Annotated in this window: 17 protein-coding genes; 9 read left to right on the plus strand and 8 right to left on the minus strand. The window is 65.9% G+C overall.

The window, feature by feature from the left end; translation table 11 throughout:
* Positions 1-73 precede the first annotated feature (73 nt).
* Positions 74-1,960 (minus strand): phosphogluconate dehydratase, encoded by a 1,887-nt coding sequence (edd, locus tag Q0D45_RS05780; RefSeq protein WP_293389746.1) that lies wholly within the window; start codon positions 1,958-1,960, stop codon positions 74-76.
* Positions 1,961-2,082: 122 nt separating this feature from the next.
* Between edd and zwf the strand changes: the two genes are divergently transcribed.
* The 3 genes from zwf (at position 2,083) to Q0D45_RS05795 (ending at position 5,743) form a co-directional block, all read left to right on the plus strand.
* Positions 2,083-3,543, plus strand: coding sequence for a glucose-6-phosphate dehydrogenase (gene zwf, locus Q0D45_RS05785; protein WP_293389749.1), 1,461 nt, complete (start codon positions 2,083-2,085; stop codon positions 3,541-3,543).
* 2 nt (positions 3,544-3,545) lie between these two features.
* Positions 3,546-4,271, plus strand: a complete 726-nt coding sequence (pgl, locus tag Q0D45_RS05790) for a 6-phosphogluconolactonase (protein WP_293389753.1) — start codon at positions 3,546-3,548, stop codon at positions 4,269-4,271.
* A gap of 191 nt (positions 4,272-4,462) precedes the next feature.
* Positions 4,463-5,743: an outer membrane protein transport protein gene (locus tag Q0D45_RS05795; RefSeq protein ID WP_293389757.1), complete on the plus strand. Its 1,281-nt coding sequence runs from the start codon at positions 4,463-4,465 to the stop codon at positions 5,741-5,743.
* Positions 5,744-5,788: 45 nt separating this feature from the next.
* Here Q0D45_RS05795 and Q0D45_RS05800 read toward each other — a convergent pair whose 3' ends face one another.
* Complete coding sequence (locus Q0D45_RS05800; protein WP_293389759.1) at positions 5,789-6,577, minus strand: glucose 1-dehydrogenase; 789 nt, start codon at positions 6,575-6,577, stop codon at positions 5,789-5,791.
* 59 nt (positions 6,578-6,636) lie between these two features.
* A complete protein-coding gene (locus Q0D45_RS05805; RefSeq protein ID WP_293389762.1) occupies positions 6,637-7,404 on the minus strand; it encodes a glucose 1-dehydrogenase in 768 nt (255 codons plus the stop codon).
* A gap of 192 nt (positions 7,405-7,596) precedes the next feature.
* Here Q0D45_RS05805 and Q0D45_RS05810 point away from each other — a divergent pair, with 192 nt between their 5' ends.
* Entirely contained in the window at positions 7,597-9,528 is a 1,932-nt protein-coding gene (locus Q0D45_RS05810) for an adenine deaminase (RefSeq protein WP_293389764.1), read from the plus strand.
* A 6-nt stretch (positions 9,529-9,534) separates the two neighbouring features.
* Positions 9,535-10,674 (plus strand): HupE/UreJ family protein, encoded by a 1,140-nt coding sequence (locus Q0D45_RS05815; protein WP_293389767.1) that lies wholly within the window; start codon positions 9,535-9,537, stop codon positions 10,672-10,674.
* Positions 10,675-10,681: 7 nt separating this feature from the next.
* Here Q0D45_RS05815 and Q0D45_RS05820 read toward each other — a convergent pair whose 3' ends face one another.
* On the minus strand, positions 10,682-10,864 hold the full coding sequence (locus Q0D45_RS05820; RefSeq protein ID WP_293389770.1) for a hypothetical protein: 183 nt from the start codon (positions 10,862-10,864) through the stop codon (positions 10,682-10,684).
* Between the two features lie 81 nt (positions 10,865-10,945).
* Positions 10,946-11,947 carry an AraC family transcriptional regulator gene (locus tag Q0D45_RS05825; protein WP_293389773.1) on the minus strand — a complete coding sequence of 334 codons (1,002 nt, stop codon included), beginning with the start codon at positions 11,945-11,947 and terminating at the stop codon, positions 10,946-10,948.
* A 149-nt stretch (positions 11,948-12,096) separates the two neighbouring features.
* On the opposite strand from Q0D45_RS05825, the gene Q0D45_RS05830 reads away from it, so the two are divergent.
* Positions 12,097-12,417, plus strand: coding sequence for a 2Fe-2S iron-sulfur cluster-binding protein (locus Q0D45_RS05830; protein WP_293389776.1), 321 nt, complete (start codon positions 12,097-12,099; stop codon positions 12,415-12,417).
* Between the two features lie 22 nt (positions 12,418-12,439).
* Positions 12,440-13,852, plus strand: a complete 1,413-nt coding sequence (locus Q0D45_RS05835) for a cytochrome P450 (RefSeq protein WP_293389778.1) — start codon at positions 12,440-12,442, stop codon at positions 13,850-13,852.
* 59 nt (positions 13,853-13,911) lie between these two features.
* On the opposite strand, the gene malQ is transcribed toward Q0D45_RS05835, so the two are convergent.
* From malQ to glgB, 3 genes are read right to left on the minus strand one after another with little or no spacing between them, the layout of a single operon-like run.
* Positions 13,912-15,990: a 4-alpha-glucanotransferase gene (gene malQ, locus Q0D45_RS05840; protein ID WP_293389779.1), complete on the minus strand. Its 2,079-nt coding sequence runs from the start codon at positions 15,988-15,990 to the stop codon at positions 13,912-13,914.
* 3 nt (positions 15,991-15,993) lie between these two features.
* Complete coding sequence (gene glgX / locus Q0D45_RS05845) at positions 15,994-18,168, minus strand: glycogen debranching protein GlgX (RefSeq protein ID WP_293389781.1); 2,175 nt, start codon at positions 18,166-18,168, stop codon at positions 15,994-15,996.
* Entirely contained in the window at positions 18,165-20,084 is a 1,920-nt protein-coding gene (gene glgB, locus Q0D45_RS05850) for a 1,4-alpha-glucan branching protein GlgB (protein ID WP_293389784.1), read from the minus strand. Before glgB ends, glgX begins: the two co-directional genes overlap by 4 nt.
* Positions 20,085-20,328: 244 nt before the next feature.
* On the opposite strand from glgB, the gene glgC reads away from it, so the two are divergent.
* Together glgC and Q0D45_RS05860 are read left to right on the plus strand one after the other, a co-directional pair.
* Positions 20,329-21,585, plus strand: a complete 1,257-nt coding sequence (gene glgC, locus Q0D45_RS05855; protein ID WP_293389787.1) for a glucose-1-phosphate adenylyltransferase — start codon at positions 20,329-20,331, stop codon at positions 21,583-21,585.
* Positions 21,585-22,578, plus strand: a 994-nt coding sequence (locus tag Q0D45_RS05860) for a glycogen synthase (protein ID WP_293389790.1), incomplete at its 3' end; no start/stop codon positions are given. The genes glgC and Q0D45_RS05860, both read left to right, overlap by 1 nt.

Below are 22,578 nucleotides of genomic sequence, written 5' to 3' on the forward strand. Positions count from 1 at the left end.
TTCGTTCTTATGGCGTGGATTCGAAGATCCACTGCCCGCCCTGTTCAGCCCCTGCCCAAGCCCCAATCAACCTCTATTCAGCGCTCGGATTCTCATGCTCCACCGGCCAGAGATCGGCCGTCACCGCCGGCGGTGCCAACCCGCCGCCGAAGATCACTGCGCCGGTTTCCGCCGTGCTGACCATCGCCCGTGCCGACGCGAACAACTCGCGCCCCATGCCGCTTTCGTTGCCGGACAGATCGGCCGTCGCCGGCAGCCGCGCCGCCCACTCGGCGGCGTCGACCAGCGCTTCCAGCGTGCCGGCCTCGGCATCGAGACGGATCAGATCGCCATCGCGGACCCGGTCCAGCGCGCCGCCGGCCAGACATTCCGGCGACACATGAATCGCCGCCGGCACCTTGCCGGATGCGCCGGACATGCGGCCATCGGTGACCAGCGCCACATGGAAACCTTCGTCCTGCAGCACCGCCAGCGGCGGCGTCAGCTTGTGCAGCTCCGGCATGCCGTTCGCACGCGGGCCCTGGTAGCGAACCACGGCGACGAAATCGCGACGCAGGTCGCCGCGCTTGAACGCCGCCTGCACCGCTTCCTGGGAATCGAAGACCAGTGCCGGCGCTTCGACGATCCGATGTTCCGGCTTCACCGCCGACACTTTGATGACAGAGCGGCCGAGGTTGCCGGTCAGCCGGCGCAGGCCGCCATCGGCACTGAAAGGATTCGAGGCCGGGCGCAGCACGCTGTCGTCGCCGGATACCGCCGGCGCGTCGCGCCAGACGAGCTTGCCGTCGCCATCGAGAAACGGCTCCTGGGCATAGGCAGCCAGCCCCGGCCCGGCCACGGTCTGGACATCGCCGTGCAGCAGGCCCGCGGCCAGCAGTTCGCGGATCAGATAGCCCATGCCGCCGGCGGCATGGAAATGGTTCACGTCGGCCTTGCCGTTCGGGTAGATGCGCGCCAGCAACGGCACCACACCGGACAGATCGGAGAAATCATCCCAGTCGATGACGATGCCGGCGGCGCGCGCCATCGCGATCAGGTGGATCGTGTGATTGGTCGAACCGCCGGTGGCATGCAGGCCGACGATGGCGTTGACGATGGCGCGCTCGTCGACGATCGCGGCGATCGGCGTGTAGGTATCGCCGAGCGTGGTCAGCGCGGCAACGCGCTTGGCGGCGGCCGCGGTCAGCGCATCGCGTAGCGGCGTGTTCGGATTGACGAAGGCGGCACCGGGCAGATGCAGGCCCATGACCTCCATCAGCATCTGGTTCGAATTCGCGGTGCCGTAGAAAGTGCAGGTACCGGGGCCGTGATAGCTCTGCGCCTCGGATTCCAGCAGCGCATCGCGGCCAACCTTGCCCTGCGCGAACAGTTGCCGGACCTTGGCCTTGTCGTCGTTCGGCAGGCCGGACGGCATCGGCCCGCCCGGCACGAAGACCGTAGGAAGATGACCGAAGCTCAGCGCGCCGATCACCAGGCCGGGCACGATCTTGTCGCAGATGCCGAGCATCAGCGCGGCATCGAACGTGTTGTGGCTGAGCGCGATCGCGGTCGACATGGCAATGACATCGCGCGAGAACAAGCTCAGCTCCATGCCCGGCTCGCCCTGGGTGACGCCATCGCACATCGCCGGCACGCCACCCGCGAACTGGGCGACGGCAAAGGCCTCGCGCGCAGCCTGCTTGATGATCGCCGGGTAGCGCTCCAGAGGCTGGTGCGCGGACAGCATGTCGTTGTATGCGGAGACGATCGCCAGATTCGGCCAGCGGCCGGCGCGCAGCTGCGATTTGTCGCCGCTGTCGGATGCGGCAAAGGCATGGGCGAGATTGGTGCAGCCCAGACGGCCACGCGCCGTGCCGGATTCGCGCGCGGCATCGATGCGCTTCAGATAAAGGGCCCGCAGCGCCTGGCTGCGGTGCCGGATACGTGCAGTAACCGCAGCAACGACCGGATTCAACGACATGATCACTCCGTGATGCACACCGATCGGATGGCAGGAAAACAGCTAGCGATACTCGGTGGCCTAGGGCAGGCAAGATAGCACTGCAAGAACGATGCAAAAGCGGTCAACAACTCAGGAACCCCATGGCACAAGCACCCTGCTTCGATCTGGTTTTCTTCGGCGGCACTGGCGATCTGGCGCTGCGCAAGCTGCTGCCGGCGCTGTACTACCGACATCGCGATACCAAGGATTGCAGCGGCTGGCGGATCATTGCCGTGTCGCGGCAGCCGATGGAAACCGCGGCCTATCTGGAGCTGGTCCATGAGGCCTTCCAACGCTTCATTCCGGCCAAGGATTTCAATGAAGCGGGCTGGCAGCGCTTTTCCACCCGCATCGAGTATCTGTCGCTCGACGGCCTGAATCCGGACGATTACGGCCTGCTGGCCCGCACTCTCGCCGACTCGGCCGATCGCGTGCGCGTGTTCTATCTGTCGACCGCCGCCAGCCTGTTCGCGGCGATCTGCGAGAACCTGGCCAAGGCCGGGCTGGTCACCGATCTGAGCCGTGTGGTGCTGGAGAAACCGCTCGGCTTCAGCCTCGAAAGCGCCACCGCGATCAATGAAGCGGTCGGCCGGATCTTCCGCGAGCCGCAGATCTTCCGCATCGACCATTACCTCGGCAAGGAAACGGTGCAGAACCTGATCGCGCTGCGCTTCGGCAACTCGATCTTCGAGCCGCTGTGGCATCGCGCCAGCATCCGCGACGTGCAGATCACCCTGGCGGAAACGGTCGGCGTCGGCGATCGCGGCGAGTACTACGACCATTACGGTGCACTGCGCGACATGGTGCAGAACCACGCACTGCAACTGCTCTGCATCATGGCCATGGAACCGCCGTCGTCGATCGACCCGGACGAGATCCGCGACGAGAAACTGAAGGTGCTGCGCGCGCTGCGGCCGTTCACGCCGGAAGACGTGCGCAACAAGATCGTCCGCGGCCAGTACCGCGCAGGAGCGATCGACGGCAAGGCGGTGCCCGGCTATCTCGACGAAACCGGCATCCCCGAAGGCTCGACCACCGAAACCTTCGTGTCGATGCGGGTCGATGTCGACAACTGGCGCTGGGCGCGGGTGCCGTTCTACATCCGCACCGGCAAGCGGATGCAGGAGCGGATGTCGGAGATCGTCATCAACTTTCGCGCCGTGCCGCACGCCATCCTGCCCGGCAATGATGCCGGCGCGGTCAATCGGCTGGTGATCCGTCTGCAGCCGGACGAAGGCATCGAACTGCACGTGCTGGCCAAGGTGCCGGGCGCGGACATGCGGGTGAAGCCGGTCAAGCTCGATCTGGATTTCGCGGAAACCTTCAAGACCCGCCAGTGGGACGCCTACGAACGCCTGCTGATGGACGTGATCAGCGGCAACCTCACCTTGTTCATGCGCCGCGATGAACTCGATGCCGCCTGGCAGTGGGTGGACCCGATCCACGCCGCCTGGGCGGCCAGTTCCGATGCGCCGAAGACCTATTCGTCAGGCACCTGGGGCCCGACGGCGTCGAGCGCTCTGATCGTTCGCGATGGTCTGAGCTGGAAGGAGGAAACCTGAGCATGGCCCCCATCGAGAACGGCAAGAACATCGAAAATCGCATCGAGCACCAGTTCGACGATGCCGCGACGGCAGCCGAAACGCTCGCCGCGCTGGTCGCCACGCAGCTGGCCGACGCGCTGCTCGAGCGCGGCGTCGCCTCGCTGGTGGTCTCCGGCGGCAAGAGCCCGATTCCGTTCTTCGCTGCTCTTCGTGTGCTGCCGCTGGACTGGTCCAAGGTCTGGATCACGCTTGCCGACGAACGCTGGGTCGAACCCTCTTCCGCCGACAGCAACGAGCGCCTGCTCCGCGAACATCTGCTGCGCGATGCCGCCGCCACTGCCCGTTTCGTGCCGCTGAAATCCGCATTCGGAACTGCGGAAGCAGGACTGGCCACCAGCAGTGCGGCGCTGGCGGCGGTCCCGCGGCCGTTCGACGTCGTCGTCCTTGGCATGGGTGAAGACGGGCATACCGCTTCGCTGTTTCCCGGCACCAGCGGCCTGCCTGCCGCGCTGCTGATGGACGATCCGGCCACGCTGGCGGCGATCACGCCGCTGACCGCACCACATCAGCGAATCAGCCTGCGCCTGCCGGCCTTGCTCGACAGCCGCTGCATCCACCTGCCGCTGAGCGGCGCCAGCAAACTCGCCGTCTACCAGCGCGCGCTGGCCGAGAACGATCCGCTGCAATGGCCGATCGCCGCCGTGCTGCATCAGGCGAAAGTGCCGGTCAACCTCTGGCTTTCCTGAATCTGAGTCTGTGGGCGCTGAGGCCGTCACGCGCGGCTTCTGCAGCATTGGGCAATCAGTCATACTGAACTTCGTGTTCATAAATCGTTTACACGACGACTGATGAATGCCCACAGCTGACCGGCCGTGGTCGCGCCCGTCAAACCACAGAACAGATCCGCCTTCGGGACGGAATCGATCAGGGAACATTGATGAAACTGCCAACGCCGCGTACCGGAGCCTTGCTGCTGTCCGCCTCTTCCGCGCTGCTCAATCCGGCCTGGGCGGGCAATGGCCTCAACGTCACCGGCATCGGCGCGCAATCGCTGGCAATGGGCAGTGCCGACATCGCCGTGCCGGGCAGCACGACGGCGGTGGTGCTCAATCCGGCGAACCTGACCCAGATTCCCGGGTCACGGTTTGATGCCTCGCTCCACCCGTTCGTCACCTTCGGCTACCACCATTCGGATGATCTGAACGTCAATCAGACCACCGATCAGCCGTACGGCATGCTGCTGAATTCCAGCTATTCGACCAAGCTGTTCCGGCCCGATCTGAGCTTCGGCATCGGCATGTTCGTCGCTGGCGGTGCCGGTTCGGAATACGAGGACATGAAGACGGTGTTCGGCACCACCGACGAGTACTCCGCGATCTTCGGCGTCACCAAACTGGCCACCGGCCTCGGCTGGCAGGTCACGCCCCGCTTGAGCCTCGGCCTCGCGCTCAACGCCTCGTACGCGTCGCTCCGCCAGAAGCTCTACCCGAAGACTTCGGACGCCGCATCCGCTTTCTATGGCCTGCGGCTCGACGGTGCCGACGGCGTCAGCTACAACGGCCGCGTCGGCCTGCTGTATCAGGTGACCGACACGGTGAAGATCGGCGCCACCTATGCGACGGTCAACAAGCTCAAGCTGGAAGGCGGCGAATTGAGCGTCAACTACACCGCCATCGACCAGGGCGTTGTGCGCTATGGCGATGCCACGGTCAAGGGCTTTGCGCTGCCGGAAGACTTCGGCGTCGGCATCGCCTGGCAGGCCACGCCGACCGTGCTGATTTCCACCGAAGTCACCTGGCTGAACTGGTCCGGCGCGGCCAACAACGTGGTGCTCGACGCGCGTGGCCCGAGCAGCACCGACGCCGCCGTGCCGGCGACCGTGCAATTGGTGCAGGCGTTGAATTTCCGCGACCAGTTCGTGTTCGCGCTGGGCATGGCCTATGACACCAGCCCGGAAACCCGCGTGATGGTGGGCATCAACCTCGCCCGCAACCCGATCCCGAACGAGAACGTCACTCCGACGATCAATCTGACCCAGGAACTGGAATTCAACGCTGGCTTCCGCCGCATCCTGTCGAAGCACTGGGAAATCTCTTCGGCCGTGCAGTTCCAGCCCGGCAAGTCGGAAGCGGCGAACAACCCCGCCCAGCCGTTCACCAATGCTCGCGAAGGCTACGGTGTGTTCGCGATCGTGCTGGAAGTGAGCCGACGCTGGTAAGGCCCTGATTCCGGGACCGATCGGATCGGTCCCGGAAGCTGAACGTTACTGCGCGGTCAGACCGCCATCGATCACCAGCTCCGAGCCATTCATCCACTTGGTGGCGTCGCTTGCCAGATAGATCACCGCGTTGGCGACATCGCTGGGCTCACCGAAGCCCATCGGATGAAGGCCCTTGATCGCCGCTTCGGCCGCTGCATAGTCTGGCGCCAGGCCAAGCTTGACGAAGTCCTGGACGAAGTTCGTGCCCATCTGGGTATCGACGACGCCGGGGTGGATCGAATTGACCCGGATGCCGGTACCGAGTGCCGCGCACTCGATCGCCGCCGCCTTGGTCATCAGGCGCACCGCGCCCTTGGACGCGTGATAGGCGACATGCGCCGTGGTGCCGATGATGCCGGCGACCGACGACAGGTTGATCACCGAGGCACCCGGCTTCATCACCCGCAGCGCGTGCTTCATGCCGAGGAACACGCCAGTGACGTTGACCTCCATGACCCGCTTGAAGTCATCTACCTCGCACTGGGTGATCAGCGCAGCAGTCTCGATGCCTGCATTGTTGACCAGCACATGAAGGCCGCCGAGCTTGGCGACCGCTGCCGCGACGGCCTGTTCCCACTGCGCTTCGACGGTCACGTCATGGTGGAAGTATTCGGCCTTGCCGCCGGCGGCGCGGATGCGCGCCACCGTGGCTTCACCGACAGCGTCCAGCACGTCGGTCACCAGTACCGCAGCACCGGAGGCCGCCAGCGCTTCGGCCACCGCGGCGCCGATACCGCGGGCACCGCCGCTGACCAGCGCGACCTTGCCATCCAATCGAAAGGGGTTGCTCATCTTTCTTCTCCTCGCTACGCGATCGTGATTTTTGATTTTGGGAAGCTACGCACAACGGCTCACTGCGCCGTATAGCCGCCATCGATGACCAGCTCGGAGCCGGTCACGAACTTGGACTCGTCACTGGCCAGATACAGCACACCGTAAGCGACGTCCATGACATCGCCGACGTGGCCGATCGGATGCAGGCTGTCGAGCCCGGCACGGCCTTCGGCGACATCGCCGATCGACTTCAGGAAATCCTCGACCATCGGCGTCCAGATATAGCCCGGATGCACCGAATTGACGCGCACCTTGAGGCCGTTCTTGCCGCAGTGCAGGGCCGCCGATTTGGTGAAGATGCGCACGCCGCCCTTGCTGGCGTTGTAGGCCGCGAGATTCGGATCGGCGACGATGCCTTCGATCGACGCGATGTTGATGATCGAGCCGTTCTTGCCGGTCATCACCGGAATTGCGTACTTGGTGCCGAGGAACACGGCATCGAGATTGACCGCCATGGTCTTGCGCCAATCCGCGAGCGTTGCATCCACGGCGCTGCCGGGAATCGCGATGCCGGCGTTGTTGACCAGCACATGCAGCGCGCCGAAACGTTCGACGGTGGCCGCGATCGCCGTCGGCCAGCTGGCTTCATCGGTCACGTCCTGCTGGATGAAGATCGCTTCGCCGCCCGCAGCCTTAATCGCCTTGACCACTTTCTCGCCGGCCGCGATATCGAGGTCGCTGACCACGACTTTCGCGCCCTCCTTCGCCAGCAGCAAAGCACAAGCCTCGCCGATTCCTTTCGCGCCGCCGGTGACCAAAGCCACCTTGTTACTGACTCGCGCCATGCCGTCTTCTCCTCGCTATTGTTCTGCTGTTCTTGGGGGACTGCTGTTTGAGGGACCGACGCTAACAGGCGCTACCCGGACCTCCCCTACACACACGGGTAGGACGGTGCGCCGCGGGCGGTATGCCTATTGCCTGTAGCGAGGGAAGGCGCATTCGCGCCGTCCACCTTCAGCATCGGGAATACCGTGTCCATGAAACCTCATCGCCTGCTGGCAGCCTTGCTGCCGGCCCTGATCCTCGGTCTGAGCGGCTGCGGCAAACGGGCCGAAGCGCCCTCGCCCGCCGCCAGCGCTGCAGCACCCGCCCATGTGTTCAGCGAGGAAATCCGCACCCGCCAGCAACTGGTGCAGGTGGCGCTGGCGCGCGAGCCGGCCGATCTGATCCTGCGCGGCGCCAAGGTGCTGAACGTGGTCACCCGCGAATGGCTGCCGGCGCAGGACATCGTCATCAAGGGCTCGCGGATCGCCTGGGTCGGGCCGCAGGGCGGCTGGCCCGGCACGGCCACCGAGACCGTCGATGCCAGCGGCGAATGGGCGGTGCCCGGCTTCGGCGAATCGCACAAGCACATCGAGAGCACCTACCTGACGCCCGAATACGAAGCCGCGCTGGTGATCCCGCACGGCAACACCTGGACGGTCGAGGACAGCCACGAAATCTCCAATGTGATCGGCGACCACAACGTCGATTTCTGGCTGCGCGCCGAACGCGCCGGCAGCCCGCTGAAGATCTTCCCGTCGATCGGCTCGGCGACGCCGCCAACGGTCTACGAGCACGGCGGCGGCTACTACGGCTACCGCGAGATGTCGGCGTTCATGGAAGCGGATCAGCGGGTGATCTCGCTCGGCGAAGTGATGGACTGGCCGGCGGTCAACGATCCGAACAATGGTGCTCATCAGCGCATCTGGGAAATGATCCAGGTGACGGTCGATCACGACGGCGTTGTCGAAGGTCACGGCGGCGGGCTGGTCAAGGCCGAGGAGATCAACGCCTTCGCAGCGGCCGGTCTCGCCTCCGATCACGAAGCGCGGTTGCCGCAGGAAGCCTTCGACAAGCTGCGCCGCGGTGTCTTCATCGAATCGCGTGTCGATCTCACCCGGGTGCTGATTCCGCTGCTGCTCAAGGAAAACCTGCAGGACTGGTCGAACATCTCGGTGACCACCGACGACCGCGACGTGCTCGCCACCCAGCAGCTCGGTTCGATGGACTACAACATCCGCACCGCGATCGAAGCCGGCCTGGCGCCGGAGATCGCCTACCAGCTCGGCAGCTACAACACCGCGCGGCACTTCCACATCGAGCATCTGGTCGGCTCGATCGCGCCCGGCCGCTACGCCGACGTGGTGCTGCTCAGCGATCCGAAGACGGTGGCGATCAGCCGCGTCTATGCCAACGGCAAACTCGCCGGCAAGGGCACCGAGTACCAATTGCCGATCCCGAAGATCGACTACCCGGACTGGGCGCTGCAGACGATCAAGCTCGGCCGCGAGATCGGCGCTGCCGACTTCCGCATCGCGGCACCCGCCGGCCGCAAGGACGTGAACGTCGCGCTGATGGAACCGTTCTGGTTCGCGCCCGAATTCATCACCGACACCTTGCCGGTGCAGGCCGACGGCAGCGTCGTCGCCGATCCGGCGCGCGGCATCATCAAGGTCGCCTTGGTCGACCGCTACCACGATACCGGGGCGGTCTCGAAGATGTTCTGGCGCAACGTCGGGCCGAAGACGCCGGGCGCCGCGCTGGCCAGCTCGCAGTCGCACGATCTGCACAACATCTGGGTCGCCGGCAACGACGATGCCGCGATGGCGCTCGCCGTCAACACCATCGCCGGCATGCATGGCGGCTGGGCGCTGGTCAGCGAAGGCAAGGTCGTCGCCAAGGTGCAGCTCGACATCGGCGGGCTGATGACGGCGCGGCCGGTCAACGAAGTCGCTGCCGAGATGGAACACCTGCATCAGGCCGCCGATGCCATGGACTGGATCAACAACCCCGGCCTGCCGGACCGCATGCGCTTCGCTTTCCTGACCGCCTCACCGTGGAAATGGCAGCTGGTCGCGCCCTATGACGGCAACCCGGGCGGCTTCGTCAATGTGGTCACCGGCGAGACCCATGCGGTGATCTGGTAGCCGGCGATGCGCGCCGTTGCGCACCTGTCCGCGGCGTTGCTGCTATGGCTGATCAGCACGTCGCTGCAGGCGCATCTGCTTAACATGACGCGCGTGCAGGTGAACCTGGGTGCCGACGGCAGCATCGTCGTCGACCTGTCGCTGGACCTGACTCGCGCAGCCGGCGGTGGCGCGGCCTACTACCAGTTCAGTCGTGCCGCCACGCCGCTGAACGATGCCGCGCTCGCGCCGCTGCTGAGCAAGCTGACGCAGGCCATCGAGGTACGGCTGGATGCTGCGGCGATTCCGCTGCAAGTCAGCGAAGTGCAGCTGCCGGCCGCTTTGCCCGAAGCCGAATTCCTTAGTCCGGTCGCCTGGCCGATGACGGAGATTCAGCTGCGCGGCCAACTGCCCACCAATGCCGGCAACGGCGCGCTGCAACTGAGCTTCGATCCCACGTTCGCGTTCGAGGAACCGATCGCGCTGACCCTGCAGCGGCCGGACAACGGCGGCCGCATGACTCGCTGGCTGGTCGCCGGCCAGTTGAGCCCGCTGTTCCCACTGAGTGCCGCGTCGATCGCGGCCGTATCGGAGCCAGAGCCAACATGGCAGACGCTGGCGCGTTACCTGCGCTTCGGCTTCCTGCACATCATCCCGCGCGGTCTCGATCACCTGCTGTTCGTGGTCGGGCTTTACCTGGGCACGCGCAAGCTGCGCAGCCTGCTGGTGCTGGTGACCACCTTCACCGTCGCCCACTCGCTGACCTTGATTCTGGCCAGCTTCGGCGCGCTGCGAGTTCCAGCGTCGGTGGTCGAGCCGCTGATCGCGCTGTCGATTGCCTGGATCGGCATCGAGAATCTGCGTGCCGGTGGTGATCGCGCCACCCGCAGTCGCGTGCTCATGGTCTTCGCCTTCGGCCTGCTGCACGGCCTAGGCTTCGCCGCCGCGCTCAAGGAACTAGGCTTGCCACCGTCGAACTTTCTCGGCGCGCTGCTCAGCTTCAATGTCGGCGTCGAACTCGGTCAGCTGACCGTGATCGCGCTGGCCTTGCTGCTGACCTTCCGCTGGCGGCGGCATGCGTCCTGGCGGCGCTGGATCGTGATGCCGGGGTCGTTGGCGATCACGCTGCTGGCGCTGATCTGGGCGGGACAGCGCCTGCTGGCTTGACCGCCGCTCAGCCGGCGCGGCGCAGGGCGGCGATGTGCGCCATGGGGTCGGCGATCAGGCAATCCTCGAATGTCTTCGCCGAAGCAAGGGGCGCAGTGGCCGGATCATGCGTCGGGCTCATCGAGATCACGTCCAGTGGCCAACGCACCGGCTCGATAAACAGGCTCCAGTCGCGCTCGAACCACAGCACCCGCTTCCGCGAGGAACTGAACCTGCGCGCATCAGCTAGCGTCCTCGTACCTGCGCGATCCGCGCCTGATGGTCGCGATGCCTATCGCGCGGAAGCCTCGGACGAACTCCGGCGGAAGACACCGGGCGACACCCCGGTCCACCGCTTGAAGGCGTGCGAAAAGTTGGCCAGATCGCTGTAGCCGAGCATGTCCGCAATCGATTCGAGCGACAGCGACCGGTCGGCGAGCAGGAGCATGGCGCGGTGCTGAAACACGGATTCACGGAGCGCGCGAAAGCTTGTGCCGGCTTCGGCGAGGCGACGCTTCAGCGTGCTCACCGACAGGTGCAGCGTCGGGGCGGCCTCTTCGATGGAGATCAGGCTCCGATGGGTGTCCAGCAGTCTGCGTAGTCGCTCGGTGATGTCGTCGCCGATACCAAGAGTCGCCATCCGCGCCTGTAATCCGGCCAACTCTGTCTGGTAGGCGATCGGATCGGCGAAGCGGCAGGCGGCCTGCAGCGTGGCGCGGGATACGACGATCTGGTGGCGCGGCGCATTAAAGCGAAAGCCGTCGGTGCCGCCGGCCGGTTGCTGCTGAAAGCCGGCCGGCCGTGGCCAGGCAATGTCGATGGCAAGGCCGTGTGGCTGGTCTGACAGCAGTTGCAGCAGGCGGTTGATCGCTGCCGCGCAGTAAAAGACCAGGAAGCGGTCGAGCACCGGATCGCTGGATGCGGCCGTCAGCACGACGGCGGTATCGGTGTCGCGCTCCACCAGGCGCGCGGACAGGCTGTTGGAGAGCAGTGGCAGGAAGGCGAGCAGGCGCATGACCTCCTGGATCGTCGCGGCACTGACCAGCGACAGGCTCAACGGCGAGTACGAGGTGAGCCGCGCCTGCTCGCCGGCGGCATGGCCGAGCAGGGCGGCCTGATCGGCGTCGAGCGCCGGGAACACCTCGCGGAACCAGCGCAGCGGCGTCTGCACGCCCTGCCGCACCATCGCCGTCAGCTCGCAGCCTTCGCGCTGCATCAGCGCGTGAAAGCGCGCGATCGCGTCGGCGTCGAGCACCGGCGAATCGAGCAGCTGCGCAAGGATATGCGCCGTCATCTGCGGCTCACGATAGGGAATGGCGATACGCAACTGAGCTGTTCTCACAATTTTATGGCACACCCGGAACATAGGCCAGGCAGCGCCCCGGGCACAAGATAGGTGGACCCAAAGGCCCGCGAGGGCCGCCTATCAGGAGCATGCAGCACGTGGCCATCATCCGATTCGCGCAGCACACCGGCACCACTCGGGATGTGCCGCTGACCGAGGGAAGCAACTTGATGGATCTGGCACGGGCCAATGCGGTGCCGGGCATTGATGGCGACTGCGGCGGCAGCTGCGCCTGCGGCACCTGCCACGTGATCGTCGATGCCGCCTGGGCCGCACGGCTGGCACCGGCCAACGCCGAGGAGGAACGCATGCTGTCGATGGCGGTCGACCGCCAGCCGCATTCGCGTCTGGCCTGCCAGATCATCGCCACGGCAGCCCTCGACGGCCTGCGCCTGCAAGTTCCCGAACATCAGTTCTGAGCCCACCACCGGAGCGCGCGCCATGAACAACACCACCCAGCAGTGGGTCGACGAGAAACTCACCCGCGCCTTGGACAAAGTGCAGGCCACGGTGCCGATGGATCTGCAGATCAAGGGCATGCACCTGTTCCAGAAGGCCCGGCGCCGCGTGCTCAAGCGTCCGCCGCCGCTGCCGTTGGTCGAAACGCCGTTGCCGGCGGTGGACAGCCTGCCGCTTGAACGCATCGATGTGACCAGCCCCTTTCTGTATCGCCAGGGTGTCTGGAAGTCCTACTTCCAGCGCCTGCGCGACGAAGCCCCGGTGCATTGGCAGGGCCAAACGCCGTTCGGTGGCGTGTGGTCGATCACCCGCTACGACGACATCCTCGCCGTCGACAAGGACCACGAGCGCTTTTCGGCCGAGCCGTTCATCATCATGGGCGAGACGCCCGATGGCTTGGCGCTTGAAATGTTCATCGCCATGGACCCGCCACGGCACGATCGCCAGCGCCTTGCCGTGCAGGGCGTGGTCGCGCCGAAGAATCTGCAGGAGATGGAGTCGCTGATCCGCAGCCGCGTGCAGGAAGTGCTGGACGAACTGCCAGTCGGCGAAGCCTTCGACTGGGTGCCGCGGGTGTCGATCGAGCTGACCGCGCGGATGCTCGCCACCTTGCTGGATTTCCCGTACGAGCAGCGCCACAAGCTGGTGTTCTGGTCGGACCTCATCTCCGGCAGCACCGAGGCCACCGGCGGCACCTCCACAGCCGACGAGATCTTCGAAGGCATTCCTGAGATGGCGCGGCAGTTTGCCCAGCTCTGGCACGACAAGGCCGCGCGCCTGGCTGCCGGCGAACAGCCGGGCTTCGATCTGATCACCCTGTTGCAGTCCAGCCCGGATACCCGCGATCTGATCAAGCGGCCGATGGAGTTCCTCGGCAACTTGACGCTGCTGATCGTCGGCGGCAACGACACGACGCGAAATTCCATGAGCGGCGGCGTCTATGCGTTCAACAAGTTTCCGAAGGAGTTCGCCAAGCTCAAGGCCAACCCGGGCCTGATCCCGAACATGGTGTCGGAGGTCATTCGCTGGCAGACCCCGCTGGCCTACATGCGCCGTGTCGCCACGCAGGACACCGTGCTCGGCGGCCAGTTCATCCGCAAGGGCGACAAGCTGGTGATGTGGTACGCCAGCGGCAACCGCGACGAGCGCAAGTTCGATCAGCCGGATGCCCTGATCATCGACCGCCCCGATGCGCGCCAGCACATGGCTTTCGGCTTCGGCGTGCATCGCTGCATGGGTAATCGCCTGGCCGAACTGCAGCTCAAGATCCTGTGGGAGGAACTGCTCGCACGCTTCGAACACATCGATGTGCTGGCCGAGCCGGAAATCGTGCAGTCCAACTTCGTGCGCGGCTACTCGAAGATGATGGTGAAGCTCACCCGCAAAGCGGTCTGAAAGGGACGCAAGGCCTGGTTAACGAGGCCGTCGATACCGCTGCCTCGCCCCGCCGACCGTCATCGCTGCTGTCGTCGGCCGGCGATCCGGTTGATACGGGTCGCTACCGTCGACGCCAGCAGCGCATCGGCCGCCATTCCCGGCAGCCGGCGCCGCCAGTTCGGATGCTCGTCGATCGTCCCCGGCACGTTCGGCTGCTCGATGACGCCGAGCAGGTCCTCGGCCGGGATCAGGGCCAGCGGCGACGGCGTGGCGGCGACGAAGGCACAGGCGGCATCAACGACTCGTGACGGTTCATCGACCGCCGGCATCTCGCCCGTTGCGGCACCGGCATGGACGAAGGCCGCCCACAGCTTGCCGCGATCGATCTCGCGGCCGGCGCGGTCGCTGGCTTCGTCCTGGCCTTCGCCGTACAGCGCGAGCTGGGCACGCCAGTCGATGTCCCGCGCCGTCCACCAGCCGGCGACGGTGGCCAGATCGTGCGTGGTGGTCATCGAGACCACGTCCAGCGGCCAGCGCGCCGGCTCGATGAACAGGCCCCAGTCTCGCTCGAACCACAGCACCCGCATGCCGAGAATGCCGGCCGGGCTCATGCGCTGGCGGAAGCCATCGGGCACGGTGCCCATGTCCTCACCGATGATCACGGCGCGGTGACGCCATGACTCCAGCGCGATCAGGCCGAACAGTGCTTCGATCGGATATTGCAGATAAGCGCCTTCGCGCGGCCCGGCGCCATCGGGCACCAGCCACAAACGCCCGAGGCCGATGACGTGGTCGATGCGCAGGCCGCCGGCATGGCGCAGCTGCGCGCGCAGCAGTTCGAGGAACGGCGCATAGGCGCCATCGATCAGGGCGCGCGGCGAATACGCGGTCAGACCCCAGCATTGGCCGAGCGCATTGAGCGCATCCGGCGGCGCGCCAACCGACAGACCCTGCAGGAAATCCTGCGGCCGGCTCCAGCCGTGACTGCCGCCACCATCGGCACCCACCGCGAGATCGCTGATCAGGCCAATCGCCATGCCGCCGGCTTTCGCGGCAGTCTGCGCGCCCTTCAAGCCCAGATCGGCCAGCCATTGCAGACGCAGATGGAAGGCGACTTCGTCGGCCTGCGCATCGGCATACGCGGCGACTTCGGCGCTGAGCGGATCACGGAACGGCGCCGGCCAATCCTGCCAGTGCCACAGCGGTGGCGTCTGCGCGAGGAAGTGCGCCTGCAGCGCTTCGAAGCGAGCGTGATCGCGCAAGCTGGCACCGCCCTCGGCGATGAAGCGCGCGCAGTCCTCGCGCAACGTTTCCGGCAAGGCATCGAAACCGGCGAGCAGCACACGCGCCAGCCGCAGCCGGATGCGCGCAGCTGCTGGCCAGTCGACCAGTGGCTCGACTTCGAGACGAGCGCTTTCTTCGGTCAGACCTTCGGCAGCCAGTGCGGCATCGACGGCAGCACGGCCGAACACTTCCGAAAGATCGACGTGCAGCGCATTCAGGAACAGACGGCTCGATGGCGAATACGGACTGAAGCGCTCGACATCGGCCGCAAACAGCGCATGCACCGGGCTGACTGCCAGCGCATCGGCACCGCGTTCGCCAAGGCTGCACGCGAAGCCCGCCAGGCCGGCATAACTGCCGATACCGCCATCGCCGGCCGAGCGCAGCGAGTAGATCTGCGCAGTCAGGCCCCAGAGTCGGCGCTCGCCGACCAGATCCTGCACGGTGAACGCAGACGGCGGCACCACGGCGAGCTGTACTTGCTGGCCGTTGAGGCTCAGCGCGTGGTAGCCGATCGTGTCGAACGGGCCGATGTTGCAAACGCCGTACGTGTTGCAGTCAGCGCTGCCGGTCAGCGTCGCGCCACTTTCCAGAATCAGCGTGTAGGCACGCGCGGCTTGGTCAGCAAGGCGACCGACTTCGACGGTCTCGCCGGCCCGCACCACCAGCATCGGCGCCAGCCGCGCGTTGTCGTGTGCAGCGCTGAGCCGATGCAGTTCCCGAGCACAGGCTTGGTCATCGTCTACCTGATAGCCAAGCGCGCCGAGCACCGCCTGCAAGGTGGTGAGGCTGACTTCGCGATGCACGCCCTGCCAATCGATCCAGTGCGTCGCCAGACCGGCAGCGATGGCGAGTTCATGCAATGCGGACATCGTTCAAGGCTCCGGTGGCAGGTCCGCGGTGGGTTTGGTCATGGCTGACGCGGTGATCAACACGACGCTGTAGGCGGCGACGATCAGGCTATCGCCTTCGACGATTGTTTCCGCAGCGTCGGGTGCCGCACTGTCTGTGAGCAGGCGCCATGCCAGACGCGGCTCCGGCAGCAGGAAAGCAGCGTCATCGGACGAGCCATTGACCAGCACCAGACTGACATCGACGATGCCACCCTCGCGCTGGCCCCTGACAGGACCATCCGCCAGCACCGCGCGGCGCAGGATCACGCGACGGCCGTGCATGTCCTGCCAGGCTTCTTGTGTCATCTCATCGGCGCGTTCGTCGAACCAGGCGATGTCGGCAATACCCGGCAGCGGCTCACTCTGGCCGTGCAGGAATTGCTCGGCGCGCAGCGACGCATGCGCTTTTCGCGCGGCGATCAGGCGCGCCACGAAGGCTGTCTGCAGGCGGCCTTCGTCACTGTCGGCGCGTTGCCAGTCCAGCCAGCTGGTCTTGTTGTCCTGGCAGTAGGCGTTGTTGTTGCCGCTCTGCGTCTGGCCGAACTCGTCGCCGGCCAGCAGCATCGGCGTGCCATGGGCGGTCAGCAGGGTCGACAGCAACGCGCGGCGGATGCGGCCGCGCTGGTTGTTGATGGCCGGATCGTCGCTCTCGCCTTCGACACCCCAGTTGCAGCCGTGGTTGTCCGAGTGGCCATCGCGGTTGTCCTCGCCGTTGGCGAGGTTGTGCTTCTCGGTGTAGCTGACCAGATCGGCGAGCGTGTAGCCGTCGTGGGCGGTGATGAAGTTCAGCGAAGCGGCCGGCCGGCGGCGGTCGTGATCGAACAGATCGGCAGAGCCCATCAGCCGCGCCGCCAGTGCTGGCCGCATCGCGCTGTCGCCGCGCCAGAAGCGACGCACGTCGTCGCGGAAGCGATCGTTCCATTCCGAGAAGCCGGGCGGATGGCGGCCCAGCTGGTAGCCGCCGGGGCCGATGTCCCAAGGCTCGGCGATCAGCTTGACCCGGTTCAGCACCGGGTCCTGACGGATCGCATCGAAGAAGCCGGAGCCCGGATCGAAGCCGGTCGGCTCGCGGCCGAGCGTCGACGACAGATCGAAGCGGAAGCCGTCGACATGGAACATCTGCACCCAGTAGCGCAGCGAATCCATCACCAGCTGCAGCACCCGTGGATGACTCAGGTTCACCGTATTGCCGCAGCCGGTGTCGTTGATGCAGTGGCGTTCGTTGCCCGGCAGCAACCGGTAATAGCTGGCGTGATCGAGGCCGCGGAAGCTCAGCGTGGCGCCGAGTTCGCTGCCTTCGCCGGTGTGGTTGTAGACGACGTCGAGGATCACTTCGATGCCGGCGGCGTGCAGGCGGCGGATCGCCGTACGCAGCTCGCGCAGACCGCCTTCGCCGCCACCATCAGTCAGGTAGCGCGGGTCCGGCACGAAGTACGAAAGCTGGTTGTAGCCCCAGTAATTGCGCAGCTTCTTGGCCAGCAGCACGCGGTCCTGGACGATGGCGTGGATCGGCAGCAGTTCGACCGCGGTGATGCCGAGCTTCAGCAGGTAGTCGATCGTCCGCGGATCACCGAGCGCAGCGAAAGTGCCACGCTCCGGCGCACGCAGATCGGAGCGGGACATGGTCAGGCCACGCGGGTGGGCTTCGTAGATCACCGTCTTCGACCACGGCACGTTCGGCGGGCGATCGTCGCCCCACTCCATCACCTGCTCGCAGACCACCGCTTTCGGCATGCCGGGCGCTGAGTCGCGGCGGTCGTAGGACAGATCGACCCGGGCGGAGCCGACGCGATAGCCATACAGCGCATCGGACCAGACCAGCGCGCCGGCCAGCTGCTTCGCGTAGGGATCGAGCAGCAGCTTGTGCGGGTTGAAGCGATGGCCGCGCTGCGGCTCGTAGGGGCCGTGCGCGCGGTAGCCGTAAAGCTGGCCGAGCTTCGCGTTCGGCAGATAGCCGTGCCAGACCTGATCGGTGCATTCGGGCAGCGCCAGGCGTTCCAGTTCGCGCTTGCCGGAAGCATCGAACAGGCACAGCTCGATCTTTTCCGCATGCGCGGAGAACACCGCGAAGTTGACGCCGCTGCCGTCCCAGGTCGCCCCCAGCGGATACGGCTGGCCGGGATCGAGGCGCCGCTGCGACGTGCTGAGGCCGGTCAAGACTGGGCCACCAGCAGCAGACAGGCGAGCGGCGGAAGGCTCAAGGAGAGGCTGGCCGGCCAGCCGTGGCTGGGCCCGTCGAGCGCTACAAGATCGCCAACGTTGGCGACATCACTGCCGCCGTAGCGCGCGGCATCACTGTTCAAGCGCTCCTGCCAGACACCGGCTTTCGACACGCCGACGCGATAGCCATGCAGCACTCGCGGCGTGAAGTTGCAGACCATCAGCACGGCCGGCGCCGCGCCTGTCGGATCGAAGCGCAGCCAGGCGAAGACGCTGTTGACAGTGTCATCGACCACCACCCAGCGGAAGCCGCGCGGATCGCAGTCGCCACGATGCAGCGCCGGTTCACTGCGGTACAGCGCGTTGAGATCGCCGACCCAGCGCTGCAAGCCGGCCTTCTTCGGATCAGACAGTCCCGCCCAGTCCAGCTGGCTGTCGTGATTCCACTCGCGTTCCTGGGCGATCTCGCCGCCCATGAACAGCAGCTTCTTGCCCGGATACGCCCACATCAGCCCGTAGTAAGCGCGCAGGCCGGCGTGGCGTTGCCAGGCATCGCCGGGCAGCTTGGCGACCAGCGCCTTCTTCAGATGCACGACCTCGTCATGCGACAGCGGCAGCACGAAGGCTTCGGCATGCGCATAGGTCAGGCCGAAGGTGATGTCGGCGTGATGCCAGCGGCGCTGCGCAGGATCGCGCGCGAAGTACTGCAAGGTGTCGTGCATCCAGCCCATGTTCCACTTGTAAGCAAAGCCGAGGCCAGCAGCAGACGTGTCGGCAGTGACGCCGGGCCAGGAGGTCGATTCCTCGGCGATCACGATCGCGCCCGGGCAGCGCTCGGCGACCACGGCATTCAGTTCGCGGACGAAGGCGATCGCTTCGAGGTTCTCGCGGCCGCCGTGGACGTTCGGTATCCACTGGCCGGCCGGCCGCGAGTAATCCCGGTGCAGCATCGAGGCGACCGCGTCGACACGTAGTCCGTCGATGCCGTAATGCTCGATGAAGTGCAGCGCGCTGCCGATCAGGAAGCCACGCACCTCGTTGCGGCCGTAGTTGTAGATCAGCGTGTTCCAGTCCGGGTGATAGCCCTCGCGCGGGTCTTCGTGCTCGTAGAGCGCGGTGCCGTCGAAACGGCGCAGGCCGTGGCCATCGGCCGGGAAATGCGCTGGCACCCAGTCGAGAATCACGCCGAGGTCCGCGGCATGGCAGGCGGCGACGAAGCGGCCGAAGGCTTCCGGCGTGCCGTAGCGCGCGGTCGGCGCGTACAGGCTCAGCGGCTGATAACCCCAGCTGCCACCGAACGGATATTCCATCACCGGCATCAGCTCGATGTGGGTGAAGTTCAGCGAGGCGACGTAGGGCACCAGGCGCTCGGCAAGCTGATCCCAGTCCGGTGCTGGCCCGCTGCCGAAATCGTTGCGCTGCCAGGAACCGGCGTGGACTTCGTAGATCGCGATCGGCGCATCGCGGCGCTGGCGCTTGCCGCGGTCCGCCAGTGGCGCAACCGGCATTGACGCGGCTGCCACGATCGAAGCCGTGCCTGGCGGCACTTCGGTCTGACGAGCGAACGGATCGGCCTTCAGCACGCGGGCGCCATCGCGGTCGATGACTTCGAACTGGTACAAGGCGCCGACTTCGAGACCGGCGATGAACAGTTCCCAGATGCCGGCCTCGGGCCGCAGCTGCATGACATGGGCGCGGCCGTCCCAGCCGTTGAAATCGCCGACCACGGCAAGCTGCCGGGCATTCGGCGCCCAGACCGCGAAACGCACGCCCGGCAGTTCGTCGACGATCATCGGCTGCGCGCCCATGACCCGGCCGAGCTCATGGTGGCGGCCTTCGGCGAACAGGTGCAGATCGAGTTCGCCGAGCAGTGGCGCGGGACATCGTGTCGGCGGGGTGACGGCTGGGCTCATCAGTATTGGGAATTCGGTGGGTCACGATGCGCCCGATGTTCACACGGCGGAACGGTGATCAGGGCCGGCAGCGGCGGCGATCGTCCATGGCATCGAATTCGCATGCATCGTGCCGTCGCACCACAGCGGTGCGCAGCCTGCAGCAAAGCCGCCAGCCCCAAAATGGCAATGGCCGTGATGAACGGCACCGTCAGCGTCATCCGCGGCGGTCATAATCCCAACACATGCAGAGGAGACAGCGTTCTTGTCCACGCAGCCTGAAGTGCGTTTCGTCAGCCGCGCCACGCGCGAAACCCTGGCTCTGGTGATGGCCGGTGGCCGCGGTTCGCGGCTGATGCAACTGACCGCCAATACCGCCAAGCCGGCCGTGCCGTTCGGCGGCAAGTTCCGGATCATCGATTTCACCTTGTCGAACTGCATCAACAGCGGCGTGCGCCGGGTCGGCGTGCTGACCCAGTACAAGAGCCACGCGCTGATCCGTCATCTGCAGATGGGCTGGGGTTTCATGCGCGGCCAGTTCGGCGAGTTCGTGGAACTGCTGCCGGCCGAACAGCGCAGCGAAGGCATGAGCTGGTACACCGGCACGGCCGACGCGGTGTACCAGAACATTCCGTTCATCCGTGCCCACGAGCCGGCGCATGTGCTGATCCTGGCCGGCGATCACATCTACAAGATGGATTACGGCCCGATGCTGGCGCAGCACGTGGCCACCGGCGCGCAGGTCACGGTCGGCTGTCTGGAAGTGCCGCTCAAGGATGCGACCGAGTTCGGCGTGATGACCATCGCCGAGGACAAGCGCATCGTCCGCTTCGACGAGAAGCCGAAGAATCCGCAGCCGATGCCCGGCAAGTCCGACGCCGCGCTGGCGAGCATGGGCATCTACGTGTTCGATGCCCGCTTCCTGCTCGACTTCCTCAACCGCGATGCCGGCGTCAGCGAATCCAGCCACGACTTCGGCCACGACATCATCCCCAAGGCGATTGCCGAAGCGGCGGTCTACGCCTATCCGTTCCGCGATCTCTACGACAGCAGCAAGCAAGGTTACTGGCGCGATGTCGGCACTGTCGACGCGTTCTGGCAGGCCAACCTGGAACTGACCGACGTGCTGCCGGAGCTGAACCTCTACGACCAGCGCTGGCCGATCTGGACGCACGCCGCCCAGCTGCCGCCGGCCAAGTTCATCCTCGACAAGCCGGGCGAGCGCGGCTACGCGGTCGATTCGATGGTCAGCGCCGGCTGCATCGTCGCCGGTGGTGAAGTGCGCAATTCGGTGCTGTTCAACAACAGCCGGGTCGAGACCGGCAGCAAGGTCAGCCAATCGGTCCTGCTGCCCGGCGTCACCGTCGGCCGCAATTGCGTGATCAACAAGGCCGTGATCGACGAAAACTGCGTGGTGCCGGACGGCACCTTGATCGGCGAAAACAGCGGCGGCCCGGCCAGCTATTACCATGTGACCAAGACCGGCGTGACCCTGGTCACCAAGGAAATGCTGGAGTCCTGATGAAGGTTCTGTTTGCGGCCAGCGAAGCGCTGCCGCTGGTCAAGACCGGTGGCCTCGCCGACGTTGCCGGCGCCCTGCCCGGCGCGCTGGCGGCGCTCGGCGTCGACATTCGCGTGGTGCTGCCGGCCTATCGCGGCACCCTGGACAAGCTCGAAGCGCCGATCCGGCTCGGCACGCTTACGGTGCGCGGCCAGCCGTTCGTGATCTGGCAAGGCCGCGTGCCGGGCTCAGCAGTGCTGCACTGGCTGATCGACTATCCGCCGCTGTACGGCCGCGAAGGCGATCCCTATCACTCCCGGCAGCATCAGCCCTGGGCCGACAACGCCTGGCGCTATGGCTGCTTCGCCGAGGCCGTGGCGCGGCTGGCATTGGGCGAAGCGACCGCTGGCTGGAAGGCCGACGTCGTTCACGGCAATGACTGGCAGACCGGCCTGACCGCGGCCTGGCTGAAGCTGCGCGATCCTTCGCCGCGCTTCGTGTTCACCATCCACAACCTGGCCTACAGCGGCCTGTTCCCGCGCAGCGCCTTCGAAGCGCTGGGCCTGCCGCCCGGCTGGTGGGCAATCGACGGCCTGGAATTCCACGGTCAGATGTCGATGCTGAAAGCCGGCTTGTACTGGGCCGATGCGATCACCACGGTCAGCCCGAACTACGCGCGCGAGATTCGCAGCCCGCGCTTCGGCCACGGCTTCGATGGCCTGCTGGAACATCTGTCGCCCCGGCTCAGCGGCATCCTCAACGGCATCGACGATGCCGTGTGGAATCCGGCAACCGATGGCCATCTGGCCCAGACCTACACCGCCGCCAGCCTGCGCACCGGCAAGGCTGCGAACCGCGTTGCGCTCAGTGCCGAGCTGGGCCTGCGCTATGACAGCTCGCAGACCCTGGTCGGCATCATCGGCCGGCTGACCGAGCAGAAAGGCTTCGATGTCGTGCTACAGGCACTGCCCGAACTGATGCAGCTGCCGATCCAGCTCGCCATGCTCGGCGCCG

Source organism: Nevskia sp. (genome assembly GCF_023266035.1).
GTDB lineage: Bacteria > Pseudomonadota > Gammaproteobacteria > Nevskiales > Nevskiaceae > Nevskia.

Bases quoted from the DNA above. Each gene is read 5' to 3' on its own strand.
- Q0D45_RS05805 (WP_293389762.1), bottom strand. From the start codon at position 7,404: ATGGCGCGAGTCAGTAACAAGGTGGCTTTGGTCACCGGCGGCGCGAAA.
- pgl (WP_293389753.1), top strand. From the start codon at position 3,546: ATGGCCCCCATCGAGAACGGCAAGAACATCGAAAATCGCATCGAGCAC.
- Q0D45_RS05835 (WP_293389778.1), top strand. From the start codon at position 12,440: ATGAACAACACCACCCAGCAGTGGGTCGACGAGAAACTCACCCGCGCC.
- glgB (WP_293389784.1), bottom strand. From the start codon at position 20,084: ATGAGCCCAGCCGTCACCCCGCCGACACGATGTCCCGCGCCACTGCTC.
- Q0D45_RS05795 (WP_293389757.1), top strand. From the start codon at position 4,463: ATGAAACTGCCAACGCCGCGTACCGGAGCCTTGCTGCTGTCCGCCTCT.
- zwf (WP_293389749.1), top strand. From the start codon at position 2,083: ATGGCACAAGCACCCTGCTTCGATCTGGTTTTCTTCGGCGGCACTGGC.
- malQ (WP_293389779.1), bottom strand. From the start codon at position 15,990: ATGTCCGCATTGCATGAACTCGCCATCGCTGCCGGTCTGGCGACGCAC.
- Q0D45_RS05825 (WP_293389773.1), bottom strand. From the start codon at position 11,947: ATGACGGCGCATATCCTTGCGCAGCTGCTCGATTCGCCGGTGCTCGAC.
- Q0D45_RS05810 (WP_293389764.1), top strand. From the start codon at position 7,597: ATGAAACCTCATCGCCTGCTGGCAGCCTTGCTGCCGGCCCTGATCCTC.
- Q0D45_RS05815 (WP_293389767.1), top strand. From the start codon at position 9,535: ATGCGCGCCGTTGCGCACCTGTCCGCGGCGTTGCTGCTATGGCTGATC.
- edd (WP_293389746.1), bottom strand. From the start codon at position 1,960: ATGTCGTTGAATCCGGTCGTTGCTGCGGTTACTGCACGTATCCGGCAC.
- Q0D45_RS05800 (WP_293389759.1), bottom strand. From the start codon at position 6,577: ATGAGCAACCCCTTTCGATTGGATGGCAAGGTCGCGCTGGTCAGCGGC.